At 48.6% G+C, this 21,585-nt stretch carries 19 protein-coding genes; 3 read left to right on the top strand and 16 right to left on the bottom strand.

Annotated features, from left to right (window positions below; translation table 11 throughout):
• Positions 1-89 precede the first annotated feature (89 nt).
• The 7 genes from TCARDRAFT_RS05190 to TCARDRAFT_RS05160 form a co-directional block, all read right to left on the bottom strand.
• Positions 90-1,040 carry an oxalate oxidoreductase subunit beta gene (locus tag TCARDRAFT_RS05190; protein WP_007288962.1) on the bottom strand — a complete coding sequence of 317 codons (951 nt, stop codon included), beginning with the start codon at positions 1,038-1,040 and terminating at the stop codon, positions 90-92.
• Between the two features lie 17 nt (positions 1,041-1,057).
• Positions 1,058-2,305, bottom strand: a complete 1,248-nt coding sequence (locus TCARDRAFT_RS05185) for an oxalate oxidoreductase subunit alpha (protein ID WP_007288961.1) — start codon at positions 2,303-2,305, stop codon at positions 1,058-1,060.
• Between the two features lie 12 nt (positions 2,306-2,317).
• Complete coding sequence (locus TCARDRAFT_RS05180; RefSeq protein WP_007289063.1) at positions 2,318-2,608, bottom strand: 4Fe-4S binding protein; 291 nt, start codon at positions 2,606-2,608, stop codon at positions 2,318-2,320.
• Positions 2,609-2,655: 47 nt separating this feature from the next.
• The gene (locus TCARDRAFT_RS05175; RefSeq protein WP_007288960.1) at positions 2,656-3,291 is read right to left on the bottom strand and encodes an oxalate oxidoreductase subunit delta; all 636 of its coding nucleotides are present in this window, start codon (positions 3,289-3,291) and stop codon (positions 2,656-2,658) included.
• 54 nt (positions 3,292-3,345) lie between these two features.
• On the bottom strand, positions 3,346-5,508 hold the full coding sequence (locus tag TCARDRAFT_RS05170) for a CDC48 family AAA ATPase (RefSeq protein ID WP_007288959.1): 2,163 nt from the start codon (positions 5,506-5,508) through the stop codon (positions 3,346-3,348).
• A 198-nt stretch (positions 5,509-5,706) separates the two neighbouring features.
• Positions 5,707-6,408 (bottom strand): response regulator, encoded by a 702-nt coding sequence (locus tag TCARDRAFT_RS05165; RefSeq protein ID WP_007288958.1) that lies wholly within the window; start codon positions 6,406-6,408, stop codon positions 5,707-5,709.
• The gene (locus TCARDRAFT_RS05160; protein ID WP_007288957.1) at positions 6,317-8,224 is read right to left on the bottom strand and encodes an ATP-binding protein; all 1,908 of its coding nucleotides are present in this window, start codon (positions 8,222-8,224) and stop codon (positions 6,317-6,319) included. Before TCARDRAFT_RS05160 ends, TCARDRAFT_RS05165 begins: the two co-directional genes overlap by 92 nt.
• Before the next feature lie 340 nt (positions 8,225-8,564).
• On the opposite strand from TCARDRAFT_RS05160, the gene TCARDRAFT_RS05155 reads away from it, so the two are divergent.
• Positions 8,565-8,744, top strand: a complete 180-nt coding sequence (locus tag TCARDRAFT_RS05155) for a hypothetical protein (protein ID WP_040683080.1) — start codon at positions 8,565-8,567, stop codon at positions 8,742-8,744.
• A 100-nt stretch (positions 8,745-8,844) separates the two neighbouring features.
• Here the strand turns inward: TCARDRAFT_RS05155 and TCARDRAFT_RS05150 are convergent, their stop codons facing one another.
• On the bottom strand, positions 8,845-9,726 hold the full coding sequence (locus TCARDRAFT_RS05150; protein WP_040683079.1) for a sulfite exporter TauE/SafE family protein: 882 nt from the start codon (positions 9,724-9,726) through the stop codon (positions 8,845-8,847).
• A gap of 313 nt (positions 9,727-10,039) precedes the next feature.
• Complete coding sequence (gene dat, locus TCARDRAFT_RS05145; protein WP_007288955.1) at positions 10,040-10,906, bottom strand: D-amino-acid transaminase; 867 nt, start codon at positions 10,904-10,906, stop codon at positions 10,040-10,042.
• A 289-nt stretch (positions 10,907-11,195) separates the two neighbouring features.
• Here dat and TCARDRAFT_RS05140 point away from each other — a divergent pair, with 289 nt between their 5' ends.
• Positions 11,196-12,146 carry a DMT family transporter gene (locus TCARDRAFT_RS05140; RefSeq protein ID WP_007288954.1) on the top strand — a complete coding sequence of 317 codons (951 nt, stop codon included), beginning with the start codon at positions 11,196-11,198 and terminating at the stop codon, positions 12,144-12,146.
• A 1-nt stretch (position 12,147) separates the two neighbouring features.
• Positions 12,148-13,290, top strand: a complete 1,143-nt coding sequence (locus tag TCARDRAFT_RS05135) for an acyltransferase (RefSeq protein ID WP_007288953.1) — start codon at positions 12,148-12,150, stop codon at positions 13,288-13,290.
• A 14-nt stretch (positions 13,291-13,304) separates the two neighbouring features.
• On the opposite strand, the gene TCARDRAFT_RS05130 is transcribed toward TCARDRAFT_RS05135, so the two are convergent.
• The 7 genes from TCARDRAFT_RS05130 to TCARDRAFT_RS05100 all read right to left on the bottom strand — a co-directional run bounded on the left by TCARDRAFT_RS05130 (position 13,305) and on the right by TCARDRAFT_RS05100 (position 21,473).
• On the bottom strand, positions 13,305-13,994 hold the full coding sequence (locus TCARDRAFT_RS05130) for a class I SAM-dependent methyltransferase (protein WP_007288952.1): 690 nt from the start codon (positions 13,992-13,994) through the stop codon (positions 13,305-13,307).
• 14 nt (positions 13,995-14,008) lie between these two features.
• A complete protein-coding gene (locus TCARDRAFT_RS05125) occupies positions 14,009-15,391 on the bottom strand; it encodes a hypothetical protein (protein ID WP_007288951.1) in 1,383 nt (460 codons plus the stop codon).
• Positions 15,392-15,408: 17 nt separating this feature from the next.
• Positions 15,409-17,163 carry a pyruvate kinase gene (gene pyk, locus TCARDRAFT_RS05120; RefSeq protein ID WP_007288950.1) on the bottom strand — a complete coding sequence of 585 codons (1,755 nt, stop codon included), beginning with the start codon at positions 17,161-17,163 and terminating at the stop codon, positions 15,409-15,411.
• Between the two features lie 31 nt (positions 17,164-17,194).
• Positions 17,195-17,392, bottom strand: a complete 198-nt coding sequence (locus TCARDRAFT_RS05115; RefSeq protein WP_040683078.1) for a putative signal transducing protein — start codon at positions 17,390-17,392, stop codon at positions 17,195-17,197.
• Positions 17,393-17,412: 20 nt separating this feature from the next.
• Positions 17,413-19,515 carry a sigma-54-dependent Fis family transcriptional regulator gene (locus TCARDRAFT_RS05110; protein ID WP_007288949.1) on the bottom strand — a complete coding sequence of 701 codons (2,103 nt, stop codon included), beginning with the start codon at positions 19,513-19,515 and terminating at the stop codon, positions 17,413-17,415.
• A 264-nt stretch (positions 19,516-19,779) separates the two neighbouring features.
• Entirely contained in the window at positions 19,780-20,565 is a 786-nt protein-coding gene (locus tag TCARDRAFT_RS05105; RefSeq protein WP_007288948.1) for a short-chain-enoyl-CoA hydratase, read from the bottom strand.
• A 50-nt stretch (positions 20,566-20,615) separates the two neighbouring features.
• A complete protein-coding gene (locus TCARDRAFT_RS05100; RefSeq protein ID WP_007288947.1) occupies positions 20,616-21,473 on the bottom strand; it encodes a 3-hydroxybutyryl-CoA dehydrogenase in 858 nt (285 codons plus the stop codon).
• Positions 21,474-21,585: the final 112 nt, after the last annotated feature.

Genomic DNA, 21,585 nt, shown 5'->3' with positions numbered 1-21,585 from the left:
AGCCTTGCTGATTGTAACCGCTCAGACAAGAGGAAGCCCCTGGTTCCTTTTGTTCATAACCTCAGGAACCAGGAGCTCTCAAGTGGCTATTACTTGACGGGCGGCAACGTCACTTCGGCGCCAAGGAACTGGGCTTTGGCATTAACCCATTCCTGCAACTTGGCGACATGCTCCGGCTGGAGGTGACTGAAGCGTCCTTGTGCTTGCAGGTATTCTTCAACCGGCTTGAGCTTCTTCGGCATAATATTAAACTTCTTCACGCCATTCTCGATTTCATAAATGAACCACATACCGGTTTCTACAGCCAGCTTGCCGATTTCAACGGTCTTATCAGCCGGGAAGGTCCAGCCTTTTGGACACGGGCATTGCACATGCAGGAATGCTGGCCCCTCATAAGCAAGCCCTTTACGGACTTTGTTCATCAGGTCGACCGGATAAGCTACCGATGCGGTAGCGCCGTACTTAACTTCGGGATGACCGCCGCCGCAGAAGATTGCCATCGGATCTTTGGGGAAGAATTTCTTCGCCTCAGGAATCTCCGGCCCGGCCGGAGTAAACATGGTCGTCGCCCCGTATGGAGTGGAAGGCGAAGTCTGAATGCCGGTATTGGCATAAGACTCGTTATCATACATAATAAACAGAACATCATGTCCGCGATACATCATCGCCGAAGCCGCTTGCAGGCCAATGTCAATGGCGCCACCGTCACCGGCCATAACGATGATATTGGGGAATTCGTCCTTAATTTTACCTTTTTTGATCATCATTTTGAACGCTGCTTCAATCCCGGAGGCCACGGCGCCCCCGTTGGTGATTTGCGCGTGCGTCCAAGGAACGGCCCAAGGGCCACAAGCATAACTGGTATTGGCAACATACATACAGCCGGTTGGCCCAATAAATATGGTGTTTTTACCTGCCGCCTTGGCAATAAGGCGATACGCAAGGGCCGGACCGCAGCCTGCACAGGTCCGATGTCCGGGGAGATAATACTCCTCTGCAGGCGCCTGAGCGATTGACTTTATAGTTTCGGCTACTGCCATTGTCTGTTCCTCCTTTGTTACTTTTTGGACGGAGCCACTTCTTTTTTAGCGGCATTAATTTCGGCTGAACCTTGGTTGTAATCGTTAAAGTTGACCCAAGTCGAATCCTGGATAATCTCCCCAGCTTCGAGCGTCATCTTCATCATTTCGGCCATCTTGAAGAATTCTTCGTGAGTAATGGTTTCGCCGCCCAGGCCGGAGGTAAACCCTTGAATTAGCGGCTTATTCTTAAGTTCGGACACGGACGCCCGAGTTTCCACGAGCAGAACTCCGCCGCCGCCAGCCGCACCGTACGAAGTATTGGTATCAATTACGCCAACAACTTTAAACTTCGGCAGAATTTGTTTCAGGGCATCATCGGGGAACGGGCGGAACCAGCGCAGTCGGCACATCCCAACTTTATACCCGGCTTGACGGAGATACTTGATGGCACTGCGACAAGTAACCGCATGAGCACCCTGGAGAAGGAACACCATGTCAGCATCTTCAGTCATGTATTCTTCAACAAATGGCGCGTATCTGCGACCGAAAATCTGGGCAAACTCTTCCGTTACTTGAACGATTTTTTCTTTAACTTTTTGCATAACAACGGCCCGATCCCACTCAAGCGGCGGTCCCATTTCCGGCTCAATCTGCGGACCCATGATAACCGGATTGTTCACATCAAGACGAAACTGGGGCTTAAATGGCGGCAAGAATTTGTCAACTTGCTCTTGGTCAGGCATTTCATACTCTTGAGTGATATGAGTGACAAAGTAACCGTCCATCGCAACAATCTGCGGAAGCATGATTTCCGGATCTTCGCCGATGCGGAAATACATAAGGCTGTTGTCTAATGCCTCTTGCGCGTCTTGCGCCCAACCATAGATCCAGCCATTATCCCGCAGGGTTAAGCAGTCGGTATGCTCAGAACCGAAGTCGCCAGGGGGGTCAAGCGTACGGTCGGCAATGAGTGCTTGAATTGGGCATCTTCCGCCCGCAATCGGGGAATATGTTTCAAAAGCATAGGTTACGCCAACGCCCGAAGAACCAGTGGTAGCACGCGCACCTGCCATCGATGCGCCATGCGCGATGCTAAACTGAGCATGTTCGCCTTCGCCGTGAACCATTTCGCACTTCATTTGCCCGTTAGCGATACGTTTTGCCACTTCAGCCATTACTGCCGTATACGGTCTAATCGGATAAGACGCAGTAACATCAATATCGGCGAGTTGCCAAGCATCAGCAACTGCGGTCAAACCTGTACCTCTTTTCTTGATCGGCATCTTCTTCACTCCTTACTCATCAAAATCCAGTTCCGGCACTCTACTGATCGCCCCGACAGGGCAAACGTTGCTGCAGATACCGCAGCCTTTGCAATACTTCAGGTTAAAGCTAATCCCCTCATCGGCGCTATAGTTGACGCAGGCATCCGGACAGAAAATCCAGCATGTTTTGCATTCCGTGCACAACCCCTTATCCAGTACCGGACGGAGGTAACGCCAGTTTCCTGTTACCATGCTTTCATTTTCTGTCTTCGGGGAAGGTACTATCGCCGCAAACGGCACTTGTTTATAAACCTTGGACATATTTGCACCTCCTTAGAATATCTGCTAAACCAAACCGAAGCCCAACTTTAAAGATTATAAATTTTCACACTTTCATAGCCTTTCTTCACGGCTTCTTTATTCTCAGCAACTGCTACCAGGGACTCTAGGCTGACACAGCCCGAAGCTCTGGCCACTGCGCCGGCAATAGCCGCACCTACGCCGGCACCGATCTTGGTATCATCGCCCGAACCTTCGGTACCATCAAATGTCAAGGTAATACCAGCGCCCAAAGCGTTTGCATCGATGCAAGCAACTGCCTTTACGTTTTTGAGATTTTCCTTAGGCGCGATCCACTTAACCAGCGATTTGGGATCCCGCGCCGTATTAATGACGACAATACATCCCGGTTTCGCACCTTGCAAAATTGCATTGCCTTTAACTAATGTTTCCTCAGCAAGAACCACAATATCAGGACGATGATTCTCATACTCATAGAAAGTTTCAATTGGTTCCGGACTTAACCGGGCGTAGCTTTTTACCGGAACATTGATACGGTCAGGAAGATCAACATAGTTGTCAAACGATTGAACATATTTACCTTCCAGTTTGCCGGCTTTGGCAAGCAATGTCACGGTATCACGGGCCTCTTTAGCAAGCGTGACACCCCTGGTCCAAACAGTGACTTCCAGCATTTTAGGGTCAATAGCAACTGCCAGTGTCATTTTTTCTCCTCCTTTTTCGTTACTTTGGATTAATTTAATTAATCGCAAAATGCGCTACGCTACTTTTGGCCCATCACCCCCACTTAATGAAATCCCTGAATAACCTGCTACTTCATGTATGGCTTCGGCGAAATCAGCCGCCTGCACCGCCAGCCCGGTCTCGCCCGGTTGATGTCCGGCGGCGACAAAGCGCTTGATTGCCGCCAGGGTGGCGTGTTTGCAAATGGCCTCAATATCCGATCCTACCAGACCATTGGTTTGCTCGGCCAAAATGGACAAATCCACATCGGCTGCCAACATAACTCCTTCGGTATGAATTTTGAATATTTCCAGCCGCTCACTAACATTCGGTTTGGGCAGTTCGATGCGATAGTCGAAGCGACCGGCTCTCAGCAGCGCCGGATCAAGCATATCTGGCCGGTTGGTTGCGCCAATCACAATTACATTGGCATTATCCATTAAGTTATCCAACTCCAGCAAAAGCTGGCTTACCAACCGTCCAGTGCCAGACCGGTCATCGCTGGAGCGCACCGGCGCCAGTGCATCAATACCATCAAAAAACAAGATACAGGGAGCTACTTGTTTTGCCCGTTTAAAAATCTGCCGCAACCCTTTTTCCGCTTCCCCCAGCCACCGGGAATGCAATGTCGAAGCATCCACGGCGATTAAGTGGGCACCGGTAGAACCGGCCAACGCCCGCACGATCAGGGTTTTACCCGTGCCCGGCGGTCCGGTAAGCAATACGCCCTTGGGCATCCGCTGACGCGTGCGGCGGAAAAGTTCCGGATAAGTAAGCGGCAATTCGATAAGTGAACGCAATTTTTCTTTGATATCAGTCAACCCGCCAACATACTGCCAGCCAATATTCGGACGGTCGGCAAAAAATTCACGGGTAGCAGTAGGTTCGACTTCACGGAAAGCTTGCAGAAAATCATTGGCAGTAACTCGCAACTTTTCCATGATTTCTGGCGGCAGCCCTTCTGCGCGTAGATCTAACTCCGGCAGAATACGGCGAATAGCATTCATCCCTGCCTCCTTGCACAAAATAGCAAGGTCCGCGCCGACAAAACCGTGCGTCATCTGGGCAATGCGTTCCAAATCTACTGAAGAATCTAACCGCATAGACCGGGTGTGGATCTTAAGAATAGCAAGCCGTCCGGTCATGTCCGGCGGATTTATTGACAATTCACGGTCAAACCGGCCAGGACGCCTAAGGGCCGGATCCACCATATCGGGAACATTGGTGGCGCCAATGACAATAACTTCGCCCCGGCTCTTAAGTCCATCCATCAGCGCCAATAGTTGCGCGACAATCCGCTTTTCCACGTCGCCAATAACTTCGGAACGTTTAGGGGCAATAGCATCAATTTCGTCGATGAATATGATGGACGGGGCTCGCCGCTGAGCCGTCTCGAACAGTTCCCGCAACCTGGCTTCACTTTCGCCGTAAAATTTGTTAACGATCTCCGGGCCATTGACGTGCAAGAAAGTCGCCCGGCTTTCACTGGCCACCGCCCGCGCCATCAGCGTCTTACCTGTGCCGGGCGGACCATAAAGGAGTACCCCCTTGGGGGCGTCAACGCCAAGCTGGCGGAATACTTCCGGGTACTTCAGCGGCAACTCAATCATTTCCCGGATACGCTGCAGCTCTTTATCCAAGCCGCCGACATCCTCATAGGAAGCACAATAACTCATATCCTCCTGAACGTCTGGCTTAGTCACAGTAATCTTGGTTGCAGCATTTATGACGACCGGTCCCTGCGGTGATGTACCGATAACAGTAAAATATTGCGCCCGCGCTCCCGCCAACGTCACTTTGATCTTGTCGCCAATAATCACGGGTAGCCCGTTTAATAGCCGCTCCAAATGCCGTATGTCCTGAGCATCACTAAAATCAATGGTAGTATCCAGCGGGCTAAGCACCAACGTGTTACACACTTTGTGCGCTACCTTGCGGATAGTAACCCGCTCGTCGATGCCCACACCAGCATTTTGGCGGATGATTGCTTCCATCTGAATCAGGTTTTGTTTTTTGAACTGGCTGTAACAGGGAACAACTTTGGCGACGGTGGTTTTTCGACCTTGTATTTCCACGATATCGCCGATAATTAGGCCGAGTTTTGCCATGTCGTCGTTATCAATCCGTACATACCCCTGGCCTACATCTTCCGGCATGGCGTCAGCTACTCTAAAAGTCAGAACCTCTTTAGCATCCAAAACGCCAATCCCCTTTTTTAGAAAACTGATTTTATTCTTGCAATTTGATTATAAAAGAAGGCAAGTCTTATTACCATATTTTTCAAAATAAGGTTAATATAGTAAATAGAGTAAATAAAACCTAACCGTGTACAAAACAAACAAAAAACGGTTGGTTTTATCCCAACCGTTAGCTAACCGTTTTGTTTTGCTTTCTTTTCAGTTATTAATTAATTCTTTGTTTACCAGGAATTTTTGCAGGGGCCGACCTACCGGTCCGTAAGATAGCATTCCCTTGAGAATGCCACCTTCCTGCAAATAATTGAGGTACCGTTTAACCGTAACCCGCGATATCCCCAGCGCGCTGGCAATCTCTTTGACCGTAAAATAACCATTTTTCTGACGGAGCAACTCAACGATAAGATCAAGCGTAGTTTGCTGCAGACCTTTGGGTAGCATGCTTTTATCAGACAGGCCAACAATGTTGTTTTTCAACATATCGATGTCCTTTTGGGAAATTAGCTGTTCCTTGGTCCGCAATTTACAAAAATAGCGCCGGTAAGTTTCCAAAGCCTTTTTAAAGCGAGTAAAGGTAAATGGTTTAATAACATAGTCAACAGCCCCATACTGGATGCCTTGTTGCACGGAATCAGTATCATGTGCTGCCGTCACCAGGATGACGTCAGTATTCCATTCTTGGCGGCGAATATGCTTTAAAACGTCCAGACCGCTAATTCCGGGCATATAAATGTCCACGATCGCCAAATGCGGCTGCAATTTGGCGATAATATTCACCCCTTCTTCGCCATCCCGGGCCCACCCGGTTAAGTTAAAGCCTTTGACCTTGCTCAAATATTGCCGGTGCAGTTCCAGTACCATTGGGTCGTCTTCCAAAATGACAACGCTTATAGATGTTTCCATTTTTCTCGCTCTCCCTCCGAGCTTCAATCTCCCGAAACATCGGAATCGTTACGACAAAACGACTTCCCTCATTGACCCTGGAGTAAACGATGATTTTACCACCGCTTGCCTCTACCTCCTCTCGCACTAGTGCCAGGCCAATGCCCCGGCTGCCTTGCTTGGTGGAAAATCCTCGCTCAAAAATTCGCTGCCGTTTCTCTTGGGGAATGCCACACCCTCGGTCGGTAACACTAATCCTTAAGAATTTGCTACCTTGCGATATTCGCACTTCTACACATCGGCGTTCAGCAGTCTGACCGGCAACAGCCTCAATCGCGTTCGTAATAAGATTACCCAGTACAGTGACCATTGACGCGCTGGAAAAATGATCAGGTAACCTCACCAACCTGCTCCGAGGAGCAATCCGCAGTACGACGCCTTTCTCCTGCGCCTGACTAACCTTCCCAAGGAGCAAGCCAGCTGTGGCTTTGTCACGGATGCGGGCGACAATAAAGCTGATAAGTTCCTGTTTGCTCTTGTAAAATTGCGTTATCAGCTCCACTACCTTGTCGTACTGGCCCATTTGGATTAAACCCGATATTGCATGCAATTTGTTAATATATTCATGCGCCTGAGCACGCATGGACTCCAGCAGATTCTTAACCCCTATCAGTTCTTCTGCCAATTGTTTGACATCCTCTTTGTCCCGAAAAGTGGCGATGGCGCCAATTACTTTCCCATTGGCGATAATCGGCATCCGGTTAGTAATGACCGCTTTGTCGCCAAGCAAATGTTCCTGATCATACTCAGCCTGTCGCGTTTTAAGGACGTGAAGGAGGCGGGTGTTCGGAACAACCTCGCTGATATGTCGCCCTACCGGGTTCTCCGTCATATTAAGCCGGCGCTGCGCCTCCCGATTGACCAGCGTAATATAACCGCGATTATCAATGGCAATTACTCCTTCGCGGATTGAATGTAACAACGCCCGATTTTGTTCCAGCAGGACGGTTGCCTCATAAATGCGTTTTTGTAGCTTCTGATCGGTGTCAGCATAAAGCTGGGCATTGTGTACCGCGATAGCGGCATGATTGGCGAAAGTAAAAAGAACCTGTTTATCAGTATCAGTAAACTTCCGGTCATCGCTCAGGCCAATGGCCAAAAGCCCAATGACCCGCTTCTTGCTGCGTAATTTGAGCAAGATAAGTTTGCATAAACCCTCTGCCTCAATGACGTGTTGCAGGCACTCTATCATGCTCTCGCGGGCGGAAGCAATGATAATGTCCGGAACAGAATACGCGCATTGATCGATGAGCTTCGGCGAACTTGCATGAAGCCAACCGTGGGAAATCTGCGTGACAAAATCGCTACTACTGTTTACCAGCGAAATACTGCCACAACTTGCTTTAAACAATCGCAATGCATTAGTCATGATAAAGCCGAGCACCTGATCCAACTTCAATGATGAAACCAGACGTGCGGAAATTTCATTGATAACACGTAGTTGCTCAAATTGTTTAAAAACAGTTTCCTCATATAACACAAAAAAATACTCTGAAACATATACCCTTGCCTTGTCCAGCAAGGCGTCAATTTCCCGCCGCATGCGGTTCAACGTGACCAGGTCTTCCTGAAGGTAAAGCGACATCGCGTCTTTCAGCGAATTCTCGTATAAATCGAATACGGTCATAATGTCCGATAGTCTGACGCCTTGCTCCAGGCGGAGCTTGCACAACCAGCTCAGGAAGGACTTGAGGTGCGAAAATGAATTGTCTCGCACCGCGTCTATCACTGCTTTGGTGAGGCCCTCAAAATCCTTTTCCAGTTCTGCCGGTTCCATTGCCAGATAGGATGCCGGCTCTCCCGCTCGCGCCAGTTCCGCGACCGCTCCGCTGTTAATCTCGTTACGGATAACGCTTAAGATATTGGCCAGATTAACGATAATGCTCCCCCCCTTTCAATAACCATTTACATTTACAATACTTTATAAAACCTTGACGGACGATGCCTATTAACTTTATTATATAACTAAACTTGAATTTATTTCCATATATTGTATTAATTGTTAATCATGAAATATTATTCGGAAAACGAAAATAATACGGCGCCAAATAGAACATACTAGCTCTGGTACGCATACCCCGGCACGGAAATAAAACCTTACAGGGAGGGGATCAACAATGCCGCGCCACGATGATCCTCAGGGTTCCAAGCATATTACTCCCGAAAAAAAACTAGGACTCCCATATTTAGGCCCGTGGATAAACCGTATCAAGCATTGCTGTCATGCCGTAAAAACGTTTATAAAATCAGTGATCGACGACTTCAAAAAGTACGCTAAAGATGTTGATTTGAGTTAATAGATTTTGTTGGTCAATCTGCTTTAGAGCAGACTGACCTTTTTTATATGGCCAAAAATGCTTTTTGCGTGAACAATCTCTTGACCTTGTATCTTCATCCTCAGGTAGCAAGCAAGTAATCTTTTAGCAAATGGTAAACGATCATCACAATCGCCAATAACAAGATACAAGCAAAATATTTTCGCGTGTTGCGGACGTTGATGAGCACGCATAATTTCACCCCTAAGTTTACGCCAACTACAGAACCTAGTACCATCAAAAACACCAGGAGAAAATCAATGAAACCTTCTTGCAGGTTCCGAGCTACGCAATAAGCACTTGCCACAAGAACTTGAAATGTGCCTGTCCCTACTGCTACGCGGGTTGGCACGCCGATTAAATAGACCATTAAAGGAAAGTTAATAAACCCGCCGCCAATACCCAGTAAACCGGTAAGACAACCCACAAAAAAGCTAAGCGTGATAGGTATCCAAGCACTTATACAGACAATATCCGACCGCGCGAAGCTAACTAATGGCGGCAGTTTACAGTTTTTTAGCATTTCCCCGAAAACAGTTTTTGGTTCTTCTATTCCCGCTCGGGTGCTTTCATAAAACATAAACGCCGCGACTGATGTCATCAGAACCAAAAAGCAGAGGGATATTACGATATCAACTGTGCCCCAGGCCCTTATGACCTGTAACAGGCGAATACCACTCTCTGCCCCAAATAAACTGCCAATTGCCATAAAAATACCTAATTTCGGATCTATGTTTTTCTGCGCCCAGTGCTTATAGGCGGAAAACGTTGCTGTCAGCATAATGTGCAGCATACTGCTGCCAATAGCGACCGGATATGGAATATTAAAGATTATGCGGAGCGCTGGAACCAGTAAAAATCCTCCCCCAATCCCAAATAACCCTGTTACAACTCCTATCAGCAACCCTAATATTATTAGTCCGGGCCACCAACTATCCACATACGCCGTTGCAAAATGTAGCATAAACACTTCGCCTAACCCCCAATAATCCGTACGGCAAACGCCCTTAGTTTATAAATAGTTCGCTACATACACATAAACCCATTTATTTGGTAAATATTGTAAATATATTAAATAAATTAATATTTCAAAATTATCAGACTGTTATTAACTCAGCTTCCATTACATTCAAATATTAGTCTTGCCACCGGCTGGACGGTACAAGCCACTTTGTCATTCATTGGCTTGACCCGTAAAAAGTAAATAATGGGATAAACTTCAGCTAAAATAACAAAGCAGCAGGATTAGCCCCTACTGCTTAAAAATTTAGTAACTGTTATTTACGACCACACTCCCGGTCGATAATCGCTTCGTACGCTGCTTGTATTTTACGGGTGATGGGACCAACTTGACCGCTGCCCACCGGCGCGCCGTCCAAGCTGATAATGGGAATTATTTCGGAGTTAGTACCGCTGATAAAAGCCTCATCAGCACTCTTGGCAAAAGCAGGCGTAAAGGGCTTCTCCACTACAGTCAAGCCAAGGGAAGGGAGAATTTCTTCGATAATAATCGTCCTGGTTATGCCTTTCAGAATGAGATTGGAAACGGGATGAGCCGGGTGGGTCCAGAGCACGTCGTCCTTAATAACAAAAAAGTTGCTACTTGTGCCTTCAGTAACATATTCGCCCCTTACTTGAAGCCCTTCAAAACAACCCGCCTCTTTCGCTCGTTGTTTCCCCAGGATATTGCCCAGCAGGTTGATAGATTTAATATCACAGCGCAGCCAGCGCTCGTCAGGGACAAATAAGCCCTTGGCCCCTCCTTCCTTAAGAGCGGTATTCGCCGCGGCGGGACGAATGGACATTGTCAGGCGCGGCACGACATTTTCCGGAAATCCGTGCGCTCGCGGCGCTACCCCGCGAGTAATTTGCATATAAATAGCGCCCTCGGTAATTCCGCTTTCTTTAATCAGTAATTCATGAAAACTTTTCAACTCATCAAAAGTATACGTAGCCGGTATCCGCAGTTCACGCAGCGACCGGTACGCCCTGTCCATGTGTTGCTTGAGGGCAAAGCAGCGACCGTTATAAACCCTGGTTACTTCGTAAATGCCATCGCCAAACTGGTAACCACGGTCTTCCATCGACACAACATTTTCATTTAAGTCGACCAACCGGCCATCAACCAAACCAATGGGACGCATCGCAAAACCTCCTTACAGCGTTTGGTAACTAATTTCCACTTTTCTTCCTGCATTCCTGCCTGCCGCCCCGTCTTTGCAGGAAAAAGCTGCGGCAGAGCGAAGTATTACCAAGTCACAGGGTGAAAGGTCTGCCGCTTTTTAGCCATTGAAAACCTCCAACACCGCCCCAGCATGACCGGCCACCTTAACCTTGCGAAAAATGTGCCGGATAATCCCCTGCTCATCAATAATAATTCTTCCCTTCACAGTTTATAAATAAAATAGCATTTGTTAAATTAAGGAGTCTTTCATGCATCAGACTAATTATGCTTTCATGTACGCTGCGTTAATCACTGTCTCCTTTCTGTGGGGAACCTCCTTTGCCGCTGCGAAAATCGGCATGTACGAGCTCGAACCACTAAACTTGGTTATTTTCCGTTTTCTTATCGCTTCTGCTGTCTTTGGCGTGGTACTTCTCCAAACCGGCACATACCGGCTGCTGCGGCGTCAGGATATCCCGCGCTTTATTGTCCTGGGCTTTTTGGCAATTACGTCTTATTTTTACATTCAGTATACCGGCCTGCGTTATACTACAACCATTAATGCCGCCCTTATCGTCGCTACCAGCCCTATTTGGACGGTACTCTTTAGCACAATGCTCGGATGGGATAACATCACACCGCTAGGGCTAGCCGGTATCGTTATTGCATTCACCGGTGTCAGCGTCATTATTACCAATGGTCAATTGATCAACCTGTTTAATTCCTCGACTATTACCGGCGATATACTCTTGCTTATCAATGCGGTCGTCTGGGCCGGCTTTACTGTTTATGGCAAAACAATTTTACAAAAATACCGGCCTTTTGTCGCCATGGCCTACATCCATATCTTCGGCACCCTGATGCTGCTGCCGTTCGCTTTTGTGCCAAGCCCTTTTGCACCCTCGCCCCTCTACCGGCATATTGGCGACCTTTCGTGGCCTACCGTAATGGCCGCCTTGTATCTGGCCTTGCTTTGTTCGGTCTATGCATACTATATCTGGTACACAGGCGTGGAGAAGCTAGGGGCGGTGCGCACCGTCGTATTTACTTACCTCAACCCGTTATTCGCCATCATCGCCGGGACTTGGCTTTTGGGCGAAAAACCCACGGTGTTTACCTTTGCGGGCGGTATCATGGTCGTTACCGGTGTATACCTGACCAACCGCAAACCAAGTGCCACGAGCACAAGGCTAAAAACAACTCCCGAAAACCAGGTGTAATATGTCCAAACAACGCGTAACAGCCATCGAATATATTCGCGGCATCAGCATGCTAGGCGTCGTCGGCATCCATACCGGCGCCTATTCACTCACTAATCCCGAAGTTAACGTTCACCTTTTTGCCTTGATGGAAATATTTACAAGATTCAGTGTTCCCATTTTTTTCTTTGTTTCCGCTTTCGGTCTTTTTGTTCATCATAACTTGGAAGAACGGTTTGATTATACCGGCTTTATGCAGCGCCGTCTCCGCACGGTGCTAGTACCGTATATCGTTTGGTCACTACTGTATATGCTGCATTACACTTTGGTAAGCGGCGATACCCAGCCTTGGACACCGCCCCTTATTTATGAATATCTATTGTTTGGCTTGGCCTCATATCAATTGTACTTTCTGGTACTATTACTATGGTTTTACACATTGATGCCGCTATGGCGCTTAATTGTTCGCCTAATGCTAAAGCGCCCTGCTCCTTCCCTGCTCCTGACGCTTATATTGCAAATCGGGTTTAATTATTATTCCAGTTACTATCTTGATGCTAATTTCGCTAACCCCTACCTTAATATTGCCGTACAACATCGCTTGAGTTACTGGATTGTTCACTATATATTCATATTCCTATTCGGCGCCGTCTGTGCCGTCAAGCATGAACAGGTAGTTGAATTTCTGAAACAGCGGGCGCGGGAAATAAACCTGTTTTTTATGGTATCGCTGTTTGGAATGTTCGCCTATTACTATTATTTACTCTACGCAGTCGGCTACACCCCGGAAGAAGCAGTAAATACCGATCATCAGTTAAGCCCGATCGGCGTCCTGTATACCCTAGCCGCTACACTTTTCTGGTTTTCCTTGTTTTCCCGCAATACGCTGCCGCCTGTACTGGCAGCCACCTTAAGCTTTTTAGGGGCTTATTCCTACCATGTTTATTTGATTCACCCGCTTGTTATGTATTACTTGATAGATATAGTAACCGGTCATGGTCTTACCATGACACCGCTTGTTATCGTCGCGTTTTATCTGGTAGCTGTGGCACTCAGTCTTATAATAGGAATGATAATTCAATCAACCGGACGGTACATGCCTCTGCTGCCTCTGCTTTTAGTAGGCAGTCAACAAAAACGCAAAAATATAATCCGGACTAAGTAAAAGCTTAGTCCGGATTACTTTTTATCCACCCTGACGACGAGAAAAGTTCCCAGGGCGGGTATCCATTTCTGGCCCCAACGTTCCAACTTATCAGGATGGCGGATAAGAGCGGCAGGTGCGAACGGTGGAATAAAAATGCCGCCGCGCCATTCACTGATAGTGATAGGATTCAGCAGACGGGCAATGTCACGAATGCTATAAAAACGGGTATGACTAAAAATCGTCCGTGTAAACAATGTCTTAAGCCGTCGCTGCATTGACCAGAGGCTCCAATTCCCAAGCGTCGCCACAATCATACGCCCGCCAGGACGGAGAATACGGTGCATTTCGTGCAGGCAACGACGCGGTTCTTCGAAAAATTCCATCGCCGTAATACTGACAACCATATCAAAAGCGTTATCAGGAAAAGGCAATGCCGCCGCATCAGCCGTAACAAAACTAACCCGATTACCCCATGTTTTATTTTTCTCCGCAGCAATCGCCAGCATTTCGGGGGAAATATCAATCCCCACCACCCGCGCGCCGGCTGCGCAAAACTCGTTGGTATAGATTCCTGTCCCGCAGCCAACATCAGCCACATACATATCCTGTTGCACCTCAGCGAGGTCAAAAATCATTTCCCGCTCATAACGGTATACATACTGGCCGTGCGGCGTCTGAAACCAGGCATCATACTTGGCTGCAAGCTCCTGAAAATAGTTCATGGCTTCCTCCGGACTTAAGAGTTGCTCTGTAAAAAATACAGACGAGAACGCTCCTCCGCCGAAAGCAGTAGCGGTCCCTCAAGTAATTTTTCGGGAGCCAGACGTTTAGCCACGCGCCGCCTGGTTTGCATCCAAGTAAAGATAAGGAGCTGACAAAATTTCCTGATATTCTTCGGCGGCGACGCACTAAAGCGTTTTTCCCAGAACATGGTAAGCCGTCCCGTAAGTTCCCCGGCAGTCAGCCCCATTTCCTGACGCGCGGCTAATTCGAGCAGCAACAAACACTCCCGTACCACCAAATACAAAACCCGCCCTTCATCTTCAATGTCACCTTCATTGGCACCAGCCTTGCTACGCCGCAGTTCGGCGGTCAGCAGCCGGCCGCCAAGGGTAAGAAGCACCGCCATGATGGGGAAAGCAGCGGTTAGCCCGCGGGAAGTAATGATGGCAGCAGCAATCTTACCCGTTTCCTGCACGGCTGTCTGCCAGGCCGGCAGTACATTAAGCCGGTCAGCCAATTCGAAAGCAAACTCAAATAGCGGGGCAAGGAGTGGATGCTCCGCATTCAGACTTACCATACCGGCCATTTCCAATACTTCCCTATGGAATGCAGCCAAAACCTCTCGCTCTACTCGGCCCTTATCCGCAAGTCGCTGCACCGCAGTCTTCACAAAAGAAAACAATTCTTCATCGCCAGCGGTAACTAGCCGCTGCAGCCAAACAGCAAATATGCCTACAAGTTCGCTGTTATCCCCGCGGCAATTGATTACCTCTTCGTCTAGACGAATACACAATTCAAGGAACAGGCTTTTATCGCCACGCCGTAAAGTTTGAACACCCAAAGTCTGAATTCCGTTTATGGCCCGACTAGTACCTGCCACATTATTTCCACGCTGCGCGCGGGCCAAAACGGCAAATAGCAGGTCAGCTGCTTTGGCCGCTATGAAATTCTGTCGTTCTTTGAGGGCGAATAGTCCTACCATGGTAACGCCTTCTGCCAGCTCCGGAAGTATCTCTGCTGGCTGGTGACGAAGCAGCGGTCGAAAAGCATCCAAAAGCACGCCGGCAATCTCCGCCTGTTTAGTTCGCAGTGCGCCAATCACTGCCCCCGCCAACCGCACCGGTTCATCCGGTCGCATAATACCCTCACCAAAGGCGGTTTTTAATAAATCCGCGGTCTGGAACAGAATAGCCTGGTCTCCTCCACACAGCGCCTGCTTTAGCAACCGGTAGAGATCATCCAGCCACTTCTGCCGAGTCTGACGACCTCCCTTTTGCCTCGTCAATGCTGTCAGCCTGCTTTTAAGCGAACGAAGCCGGCACGGCAAGCTGCGGCGGTTATAACTATAGATGGCCCCAAAAACGCAGGTAACTGCCGCCAGCAGCAAATATAGCATAATAGCCCTCCTAATAATTATCGGGCGTGAATTTCTCCCTGGTAAACCAGCCCGCGGGCGGCATCGACCGTCACAATGGCACCGTCTGTCATTTTACTTGTAGCACCATCAACACCGACAATGACAGGCACACCATAGCTTATCCCGACAACTGCGGCATGAGACGTCAAGCCGCCTTCTTCGGCCACAATCGCCGCCGCCTTGGCAGCATAGGGCGCCGTTTCTTCATCAATACTGGTAACGACAAGTATGTCACCAGGCTGGAATTTCTTTTTCACATCGCTAATCGATAAAGCAACACACACCTTGCCGGTAACTACTTGCTGCCCAATGCCTTGACCGCGCAGCAAAATATTACCAACAATATGCACGCGGATCAGGTTGGTAGTACCGGGTGTTCCTACCGGGACACCGGCGGTGATAACCACCAAATCACCGTCTTTTACCACCCCCGTAGTTAGCGCACTGGCTACGGCGTTTTGAACCATTTCGTCCGTATCATGGGATTTAGGACCCTGCACCGGGTAGACACCCCACAGGAGCAACATGCGGCGCACCGTGCGTGCATGGGGAGTAACTGCAATAATGGCTGCCTGGGGACGATATTTCGATACCATGCGGGCAGTATATCCCGATTCGGTAGCCGTAATAATGGCGGCTGCGTTTAGTTCATGAGCAACCTGGACGGTGGCGTGACTGATGGCATCGGTAGTGGTACGCTGCGGTAAAAGCCCTTTGCCCATTAAAATATCGGTATAGCCCAGTGCCGCCTCGGTCCGCGCGGCAATTTTAGCCATCGTGTTTACTGCTTCAACCGGATATTGGCCCGAAGCCGTTTCACCGCTCAGCATAATTGCGTCACTGCCGTCGAGAATGGCGTTGGCAATATCGCTTGCCTCCGCGCGAGTAGGCCGGGGATTGGCAATCATGGACTCGAGCATTTGGGTAGCGGTAATGACCGGCTTACCTGCTTTATTGCATTTCTTGATTATCGTTTTTTGTACTAACGGCACTTCCTCGGCGGGGATTTCGACACCAAGATCGCCGCGCGCCACCATAATTCCATCTGCAACTTTAAGAATTTCATCGATATTTTTAACGCCTTCAGCGTTTTCAATCTTCGCAATGATGTCAATCTGACCGCCAGCTTCTTCCACAACCTTGCGAATAGCCAACACATCAGCCGCCCGCTGGACAAAAGAGGCGGCAATGAAGTCCATTTTCTGCTCCAAACCAAAGAGAATGTCGCGGACATCCTGCTCGGACAGCGGTGGCAAATGAACGTTAACTCCCGGCGCAGCCACCCGTTTCATGCTGCCGATTTCACCGCTGTTTTGGACAGTAGTAATAATTTCGGTGCCTTCCACCGCATCAACATGCAGACTGATGAGACCGTCGGCAATAAGGATTGTATCGCCTGGCCGCACCTCTTCCGGCAGCAGTTTGTGGTTTACCGATGCTCTTTCCGCCGTGCCGGGCACGTCCTGGCTGGTCAGTATAAAGCGCTGGCCGGCAGTCAGTTTGACCTTGCCTGCCGGGAATGCTCCAAGCCGCATTTCCGGCCCTTTCGTGTCAAGCATCAGCGCTACCGGCCGGTTAACTTTGGCAGCAGCGGCCCGCACCATTTCAATGCGTTTGGCATGTTCGGCATGTGTTCCATGAGAAAAATTGAAACGGGCGACATTCATGCCAGCAACAAGCATTTGTTCCAGTACCCCGGGGCGATCGGTACTCGGCCCCACGGTGCAAACAATCTTTGTTTTCTTGAACACTCCAAAACACCTTCCTTTAATTTTACGTCAATTACTTCAGGGCTTGTTCGCAGAGTATTGCGTGTGCCTCATCAGCTTCCGATTCCAACACCAAAACTTCGTAAAGGCCGTCTCCCAGCATCGACACTCCCGCGGGACGGGTATTTGCCAAAATACCCTCGCTGGAAAGCAAGTTTTTCAACATTTCGGCCTGGGCACGGTTCGCAGCGATATACACCACGGTCCACATACAATCCTCCCGCAAACTTCTTACTTTTTCGCAAAAGTAATGTTGTATTTATGTAGTTTCTGATAAAACCCCGAGCGGTGAATACCGAGCAGTTTCGCCGCCTTGCTCTTGTTTCCGCCGGTAGCTTCCAAGGCTTTATAGATTGCTTGTTTCTCCGTATCGCAAAGTATTCCTGCTAAATCTTTTAAACCATCATCCAAATCCTTAGCTTTATGGATTTTTTTTAGCGCTGGCGGTAAATGTTCCGGCAGTATTTGCCGCTCATCTTCCTCCATTAGGTTAACAGCTCTTTCTAGCACATTTTCCAATTCGCGCACGTTGCCCGGCCAGTCGTAGGCAAGCAATAGTTCCATCGCTTCCGGCGAAACACCGTCTACCCAGTGCTGAACCTGAACGTTAATTTTTTTGAGTAAAGCAGTGCACAACAGGGGAATATCCTCCTTGCGCTCGCGCAGTGGCGGTATGTGCAATGAAATAATATTGAGCCGATAATACAGATCCTGCCGAAATTCCCCCCGTTCAATCATTTTTTCCAAATCCCGGTTGGTAGCTGCGATAATACGTACGTCTACCTTGTTGGTTTTCGTACCGCCCACCCGCTCAATTTCCCTTTCCTGCAGCACCCTTAACAGCTTGGCCTGCATTGCCAGGGTCATATCGCCAATTTCGTCCAGAAAAAAGGTCCCCCCATTGGCTAATTCAATTTTACCAGGCTTACCGCCTTTGCGCGCTCCGGTAAAAGCCCCTTCATCGTAGCCAAAAAGCTCTGACTCAAGCAAACTTTCTGGCAAAGCCGCGCAATTGACTTTTATGAATGGGCCATGTCGGCGGGCGCTGGCATTGTGGATGGCATGAGCGAATAGTTCCTTGCCAGTACCGCTTTCGCCGAGGATGAGAACGGTCGAGTTGCCTTTGGCCGCTTTAGCGGCAATGGTTTTTAGCCATTCCATCTTTTCGCTCTGGCCAACGATGCTCTCGATGGTATATTTCCCGCCGTGCACCTTGCGTAATTCTTCCTTATAATATTCGAGCTCCGACTGCAGTGAATTCAGCTTACGCGCCAACATTTTAAAGTCCTTAACATCCTTAAAGAGTATTTTGCCGACGGCGCCGACTACTTCCCCATCCTGAATAATCGGTTTGCGCGTGACGACGACAGCATGCTTGCCAATGCGCTGCACCTCGCCAATCTCGGGCTTGCCGGTCTGGGCAACGATATGCATGCGGGTATTTTCAATAACCTCAGTAACATGCCTACCAATAACTTCTTTGGCATCGACGCCGAGAAACTCGCCATAGGCTTGATTCATCATTGTAATATAGCCATTTTTGTCTACCGCTACAAAACCCTCAAACATGCTCTCAATGGCCGATTCCAGCGTGCTTTTTAAATTCTTTACATATTCCAGTTCGGCGGCAATTGCCTGAAGCTGAGTTATATCCTGAAAGATCGCTACGGCGCCTTTGATTTTGTTGTCTTTTACAATCGGGGTCCGGTTGGTAATAATTTCACAATTGCCAATGTGCTGTTTTTGGTTAAGCTCGGCTACCCCTGTTTTTAGCACCCGCTGCAAACCGGAGTTGGGAATTACATCATCGGCAAAACGGCCAATGACATCTTCGCTGCTTAGGCCGGTAATATATTCGGCGGCAGGATTAAAAAGAGTTACAATTCCATCAGCATTAGTGACAATAACACCGTTGCAGACCGAATTTAGAACGGCCTGCATCTCATCGGCAAGAAAAAGCGATCTTTCCGACAAATATTTTACTAAGTCAGTACGAGTTATAAATCCAATAGGCCGGTTTTCTCCATCCACTACCGGAAAACGTCCGTAGCGAAAAATCCGGTTGTTTTGCTGCAACTCCTGGATAGTAGTATTCTCCTGCAAGGTAAAGACGTCAGGCGTCATCACATCGCCCACACGCAGGTTATAAAAATTGTCGGCGGCTAAAGCCTTTATCAAATGCGACTTAGTTACAAGGCCGATAAGTTTGCCGTTAGCGTCAACCACCGGCGCGCCGTCAATGCCAACGCTATCAAAAATTCGCGCCGTCTGCTGCAATGTCATCCCCGGCGTCACCGTCACCACTCGCGTACTCATCAAGTCTCGAACGCGCATTATACCCCTCCCAAAACGTTCTTTAAGTAAAATAATAGTTAGGCAAAAGAGCCGGAAATACCTTTTGTTTGTATAAATTTTTAGACAAAATTAAAACCTGCCCTGTCGGGCAGGCTGCTTCTGGTCATACTCTTACATACATTAACAGGAATTTATAGTCTTTCTGCTGCTACCTCGTCTGTCAAAATTTAACGATAAGTTAAGCTGTGTACACCAAAAAAACCTGTACCGTGCATTGGCGCGGTACAGGTTTTTTGTCATAAGCTATTTACCGGTGAAATTCGCCTTACGTTTTTCCACAAAAGCTGCCATGCCTTCCTTTTGGTCGGCGGTAGCGAAGCAAAGACCGAAGACTTCCGCTTCATAAGCTACGGCGGATTGAAGGTCCATGTCCATGCCTTCATTGACGGCCGCCTTGCAAAGCTGCACGGCCATCGGCGCCCGGGACATAATTTTCTGGGCCATCGCCTTAGCCGCCGCCATCAGTTCCTCTGGAGGAACCACTTTGTTGACAAGGCCAATCCGGTAAGCTTCGGCCGCATCAATCATATCGCCGGTGAACAGAAGTTCTTTAGCGCGCCCTTTGCCGACCAAACGGGGCAAACGCTGCGTACCGGCAAAACCAGGGGTGATCCCAAGGGTGACTTCCGGTTGCCCGAATTTTGCCTTGTCTGAGGCAATCCGGATATCGCAGGCCATGGCTAATTCACAGCCGCCGCCAAGGGCGAAACCGTTAACAGCAGCAATGACCGGTTGCGGCAAATTTTCCAGCTTGTCAAAAACCGCTTGTCCCAATTTACCCCAGTTGCGTCCTTCGATAGCCGACATCGATTGCATTTCCGTGATGTCAGCACCGGCAACAAACGCCTTTTCACCACTACCAGTTATGATAACAACTTTTACGGAAGGATCTTGAGCAATGACATCAAGAAGTTCGTTCAATTCGCGCATGGTCGCACCGTTAAGAGCGTTAAGCGCTTTAGGCCGGTTTATCGTGATAATGCCGATCCCGCCATCAAACTCATACAGAAGGTTTTGATATTCTTTCATGCTGTTCACCGCCTGTAGTTAATATTATTTATAAATATGTATTTATGTATTTATTTATTATAATCATAGAAGCCCTTGCCGGTCTTGCGACCCAGATAACCGGCCTGCACCATCTTGCGCAGCAGCGGACAGGGACGGTATTTCGGGTCGCCATAACCCTGATACAGTACTTCCATAATATATAGCACCGTGTCGTTGCCGATAAGATCGGACAGGGCGAGCGGACCCATGGGATGATTAAAGCCGAGCTTCGCTACATTGTCAATATCCTCAGCACTGGCAACGCCTTCCATGAGCGTGTAAACGGCTTCGTTAATCATCGGCATCATAATACGGTTGCCAACAAAGCCGGGAAAATCGGAAACCTTAACCGGTGTCTTGCCAAGTCGTTCGGCCAGCGCTTTCACAGCGGCAAAGGTTTCTTCGCTGGTAGCGAGACCGTTGATTACCTCAACCAATTTCATTACCGGCGCCGGATTAAAGAAATGCATGCCAATGACTTTGTCCGGACGCTTGGTCGTGGCGGCAATCGCCGTTATTGGCAGAGAAGACGTATTGGTCGCGAGGATGGTGTGCGGGGGACATAGCCGATCCAGCGTTTGGAAAATATCCCGCTTGATCTCCATGTTTTCCACTGCGGCTTCAACTACAAGGTCGACATTACAAGCTTCAGCAGTAAAATCAACGATCCCCTGGATGCGGTTCATGACCGCGGCTTTTTCTTCAGCTGTCATCTTACCCTTTTCTACCGCTTTACTCAGGTTTTTGTCGATGCCGCCAATACCTTTCTGCACAAACTCCGGCTTAATGTCACGCAGCACCACTTCCAAACCGCCTTGGGCCATGACCTGAGCGATGCCGCTGCCCATTTGGCCGGCTCCCACAATAAGGACCTTTTTGAACTCCATTGTTAACTCCTCCCCTTATTTATAATTAATCAAAAATTACTAAATTCACATATACTTTAAAACGGCGAAAACCGGCGCCATTTTGCCTTGCAGCAAAACGACGCCCGGTTTT

This window comes from Thermosinus carboxydivorans Nor1 (assembly GCF_000169155.1).
GTDB lineage: Bacteria > Bacillota > Negativicutes > Sporomusales > Thermosinaceae > Thermosinus > Thermosinus carboxydivorans.
The sequence above is the reverse complement of the archived record's forward strand: the minus strand, read 5'-3'. Positions and strand labels throughout refer to the sequence as shown.

Coding starts and splice junctions, on each gene's coding strand:
- TCARDRAFT_RS05160 (WP_007288957.1), bottom strand. CDS start 8,224: ATGGAACCGGCAGAACTGGAAAAGGATTTTGAGGGCCTCACCAAAGCA.
- TCARDRAFT_RS05155 (WP_040683080.1), top strand. CDS start 8,565: ATGCCGCGCCACGATGATCCTCAGGGTTCCAAGCATATTACTCCCGAA.
- TCARDRAFT_RS05175 (WP_007288960.1), bottom strand. CDS start 3,291: ATGACACTGGCAGTTGCTATTGACCCTAAAATGCTGGAAGTCACTGTT.
- TCARDRAFT_RS05110 (WP_007288949.1), bottom strand. CDS start 19,515: ATGCGCGTTCGAGACTTGATGAGTACGCGAGTGGTGACGGTGACGCCG.
- TCARDRAFT_RS05165 (WP_007288958.1), bottom strand. CDS start 6,408: ATGGAAACATCTATAAGCGTTGTCATTTTGGAAGACGACCCAATGGTA.
- TCARDRAFT_RS05185 (WP_007288961.1), bottom strand. CDS start 2,305: ATGCCGATCAAGAAAAGAGGTACAGGTTTGACCGCAGTTGCTGATGCT.
- TCARDRAFT_RS05190 (WP_007288962.1), bottom strand. CDS start 1,040: ATGGCAGTAGCCGAAACTATAAAGTCAATCGCTCAGGCGCCTGCAGAG.
- dat (WP_007288955.1), bottom strand. CDS start 10,906: ATGCGTCCCATTGGTTTGGTTGATGGCCGGTTGGTCGACTTAAATGAA.
- TCARDRAFT_RS05135 (WP_007288953.1), top strand. CDS start 12,148: ATGTCCAAACAACGCGTAACAGCCATCGAATATATTCGCGGCATCAGC.
- TCARDRAFT_RS05115 (WP_040683078.1), bottom strand. CDS start 17,392: ATGTGGACCGTGGTGTATATCGCTGCGAACCGTGCCCAGGCCGAAATG.
- TCARDRAFT_RS05140 (WP_007288954.1), top strand. CDS start 11,196: ATGCATCAGACTAATTATGCTTTCATGTACGCTGCGTTAATCACTGTC.
- TCARDRAFT_RS05150 (WP_040683079.1), bottom strand. CDS start 9,726: ATGCTACATTTTGCAACGGCGTATGTGGATAGTTGGTGGCCCGGACTA.
- TCARDRAFT_RS05130 (WP_007288952.1), bottom strand. CDS start 13,994: ATGAACTATTTTCAGGAGCTTGCAGCCAAGTATGATGCCTGGTTTCAG.
- TCARDRAFT_RS05180 (WP_007289063.1), bottom strand. CDS start 2,608: ATGTCCAAGGTTTATAAACAAGTGCCGTTTGCGGCGATAGTACCTTCC.
- TCARDRAFT_RS05125 (WP_007288951.1), bottom strand. CDS start 15,391: ATGCTATATTTGCTGCTGGCGGCAGTTACCTGCGTTTTTGGGGCCATC.
- TCARDRAFT_RS05100 (WP_007288947.1), bottom strand. CDS start 21,473: ATGGAGTTCAAAAAGGTCCTTATTGTGGGAGCCGGCCAAATGGGCAGC.
- TCARDRAFT_RS05105 (WP_007288948.1), bottom strand. CDS start 20,565: ATGAAAGAATATCAAAACCTTCTGTATGAGTTTGATGGCGGGATCGGC.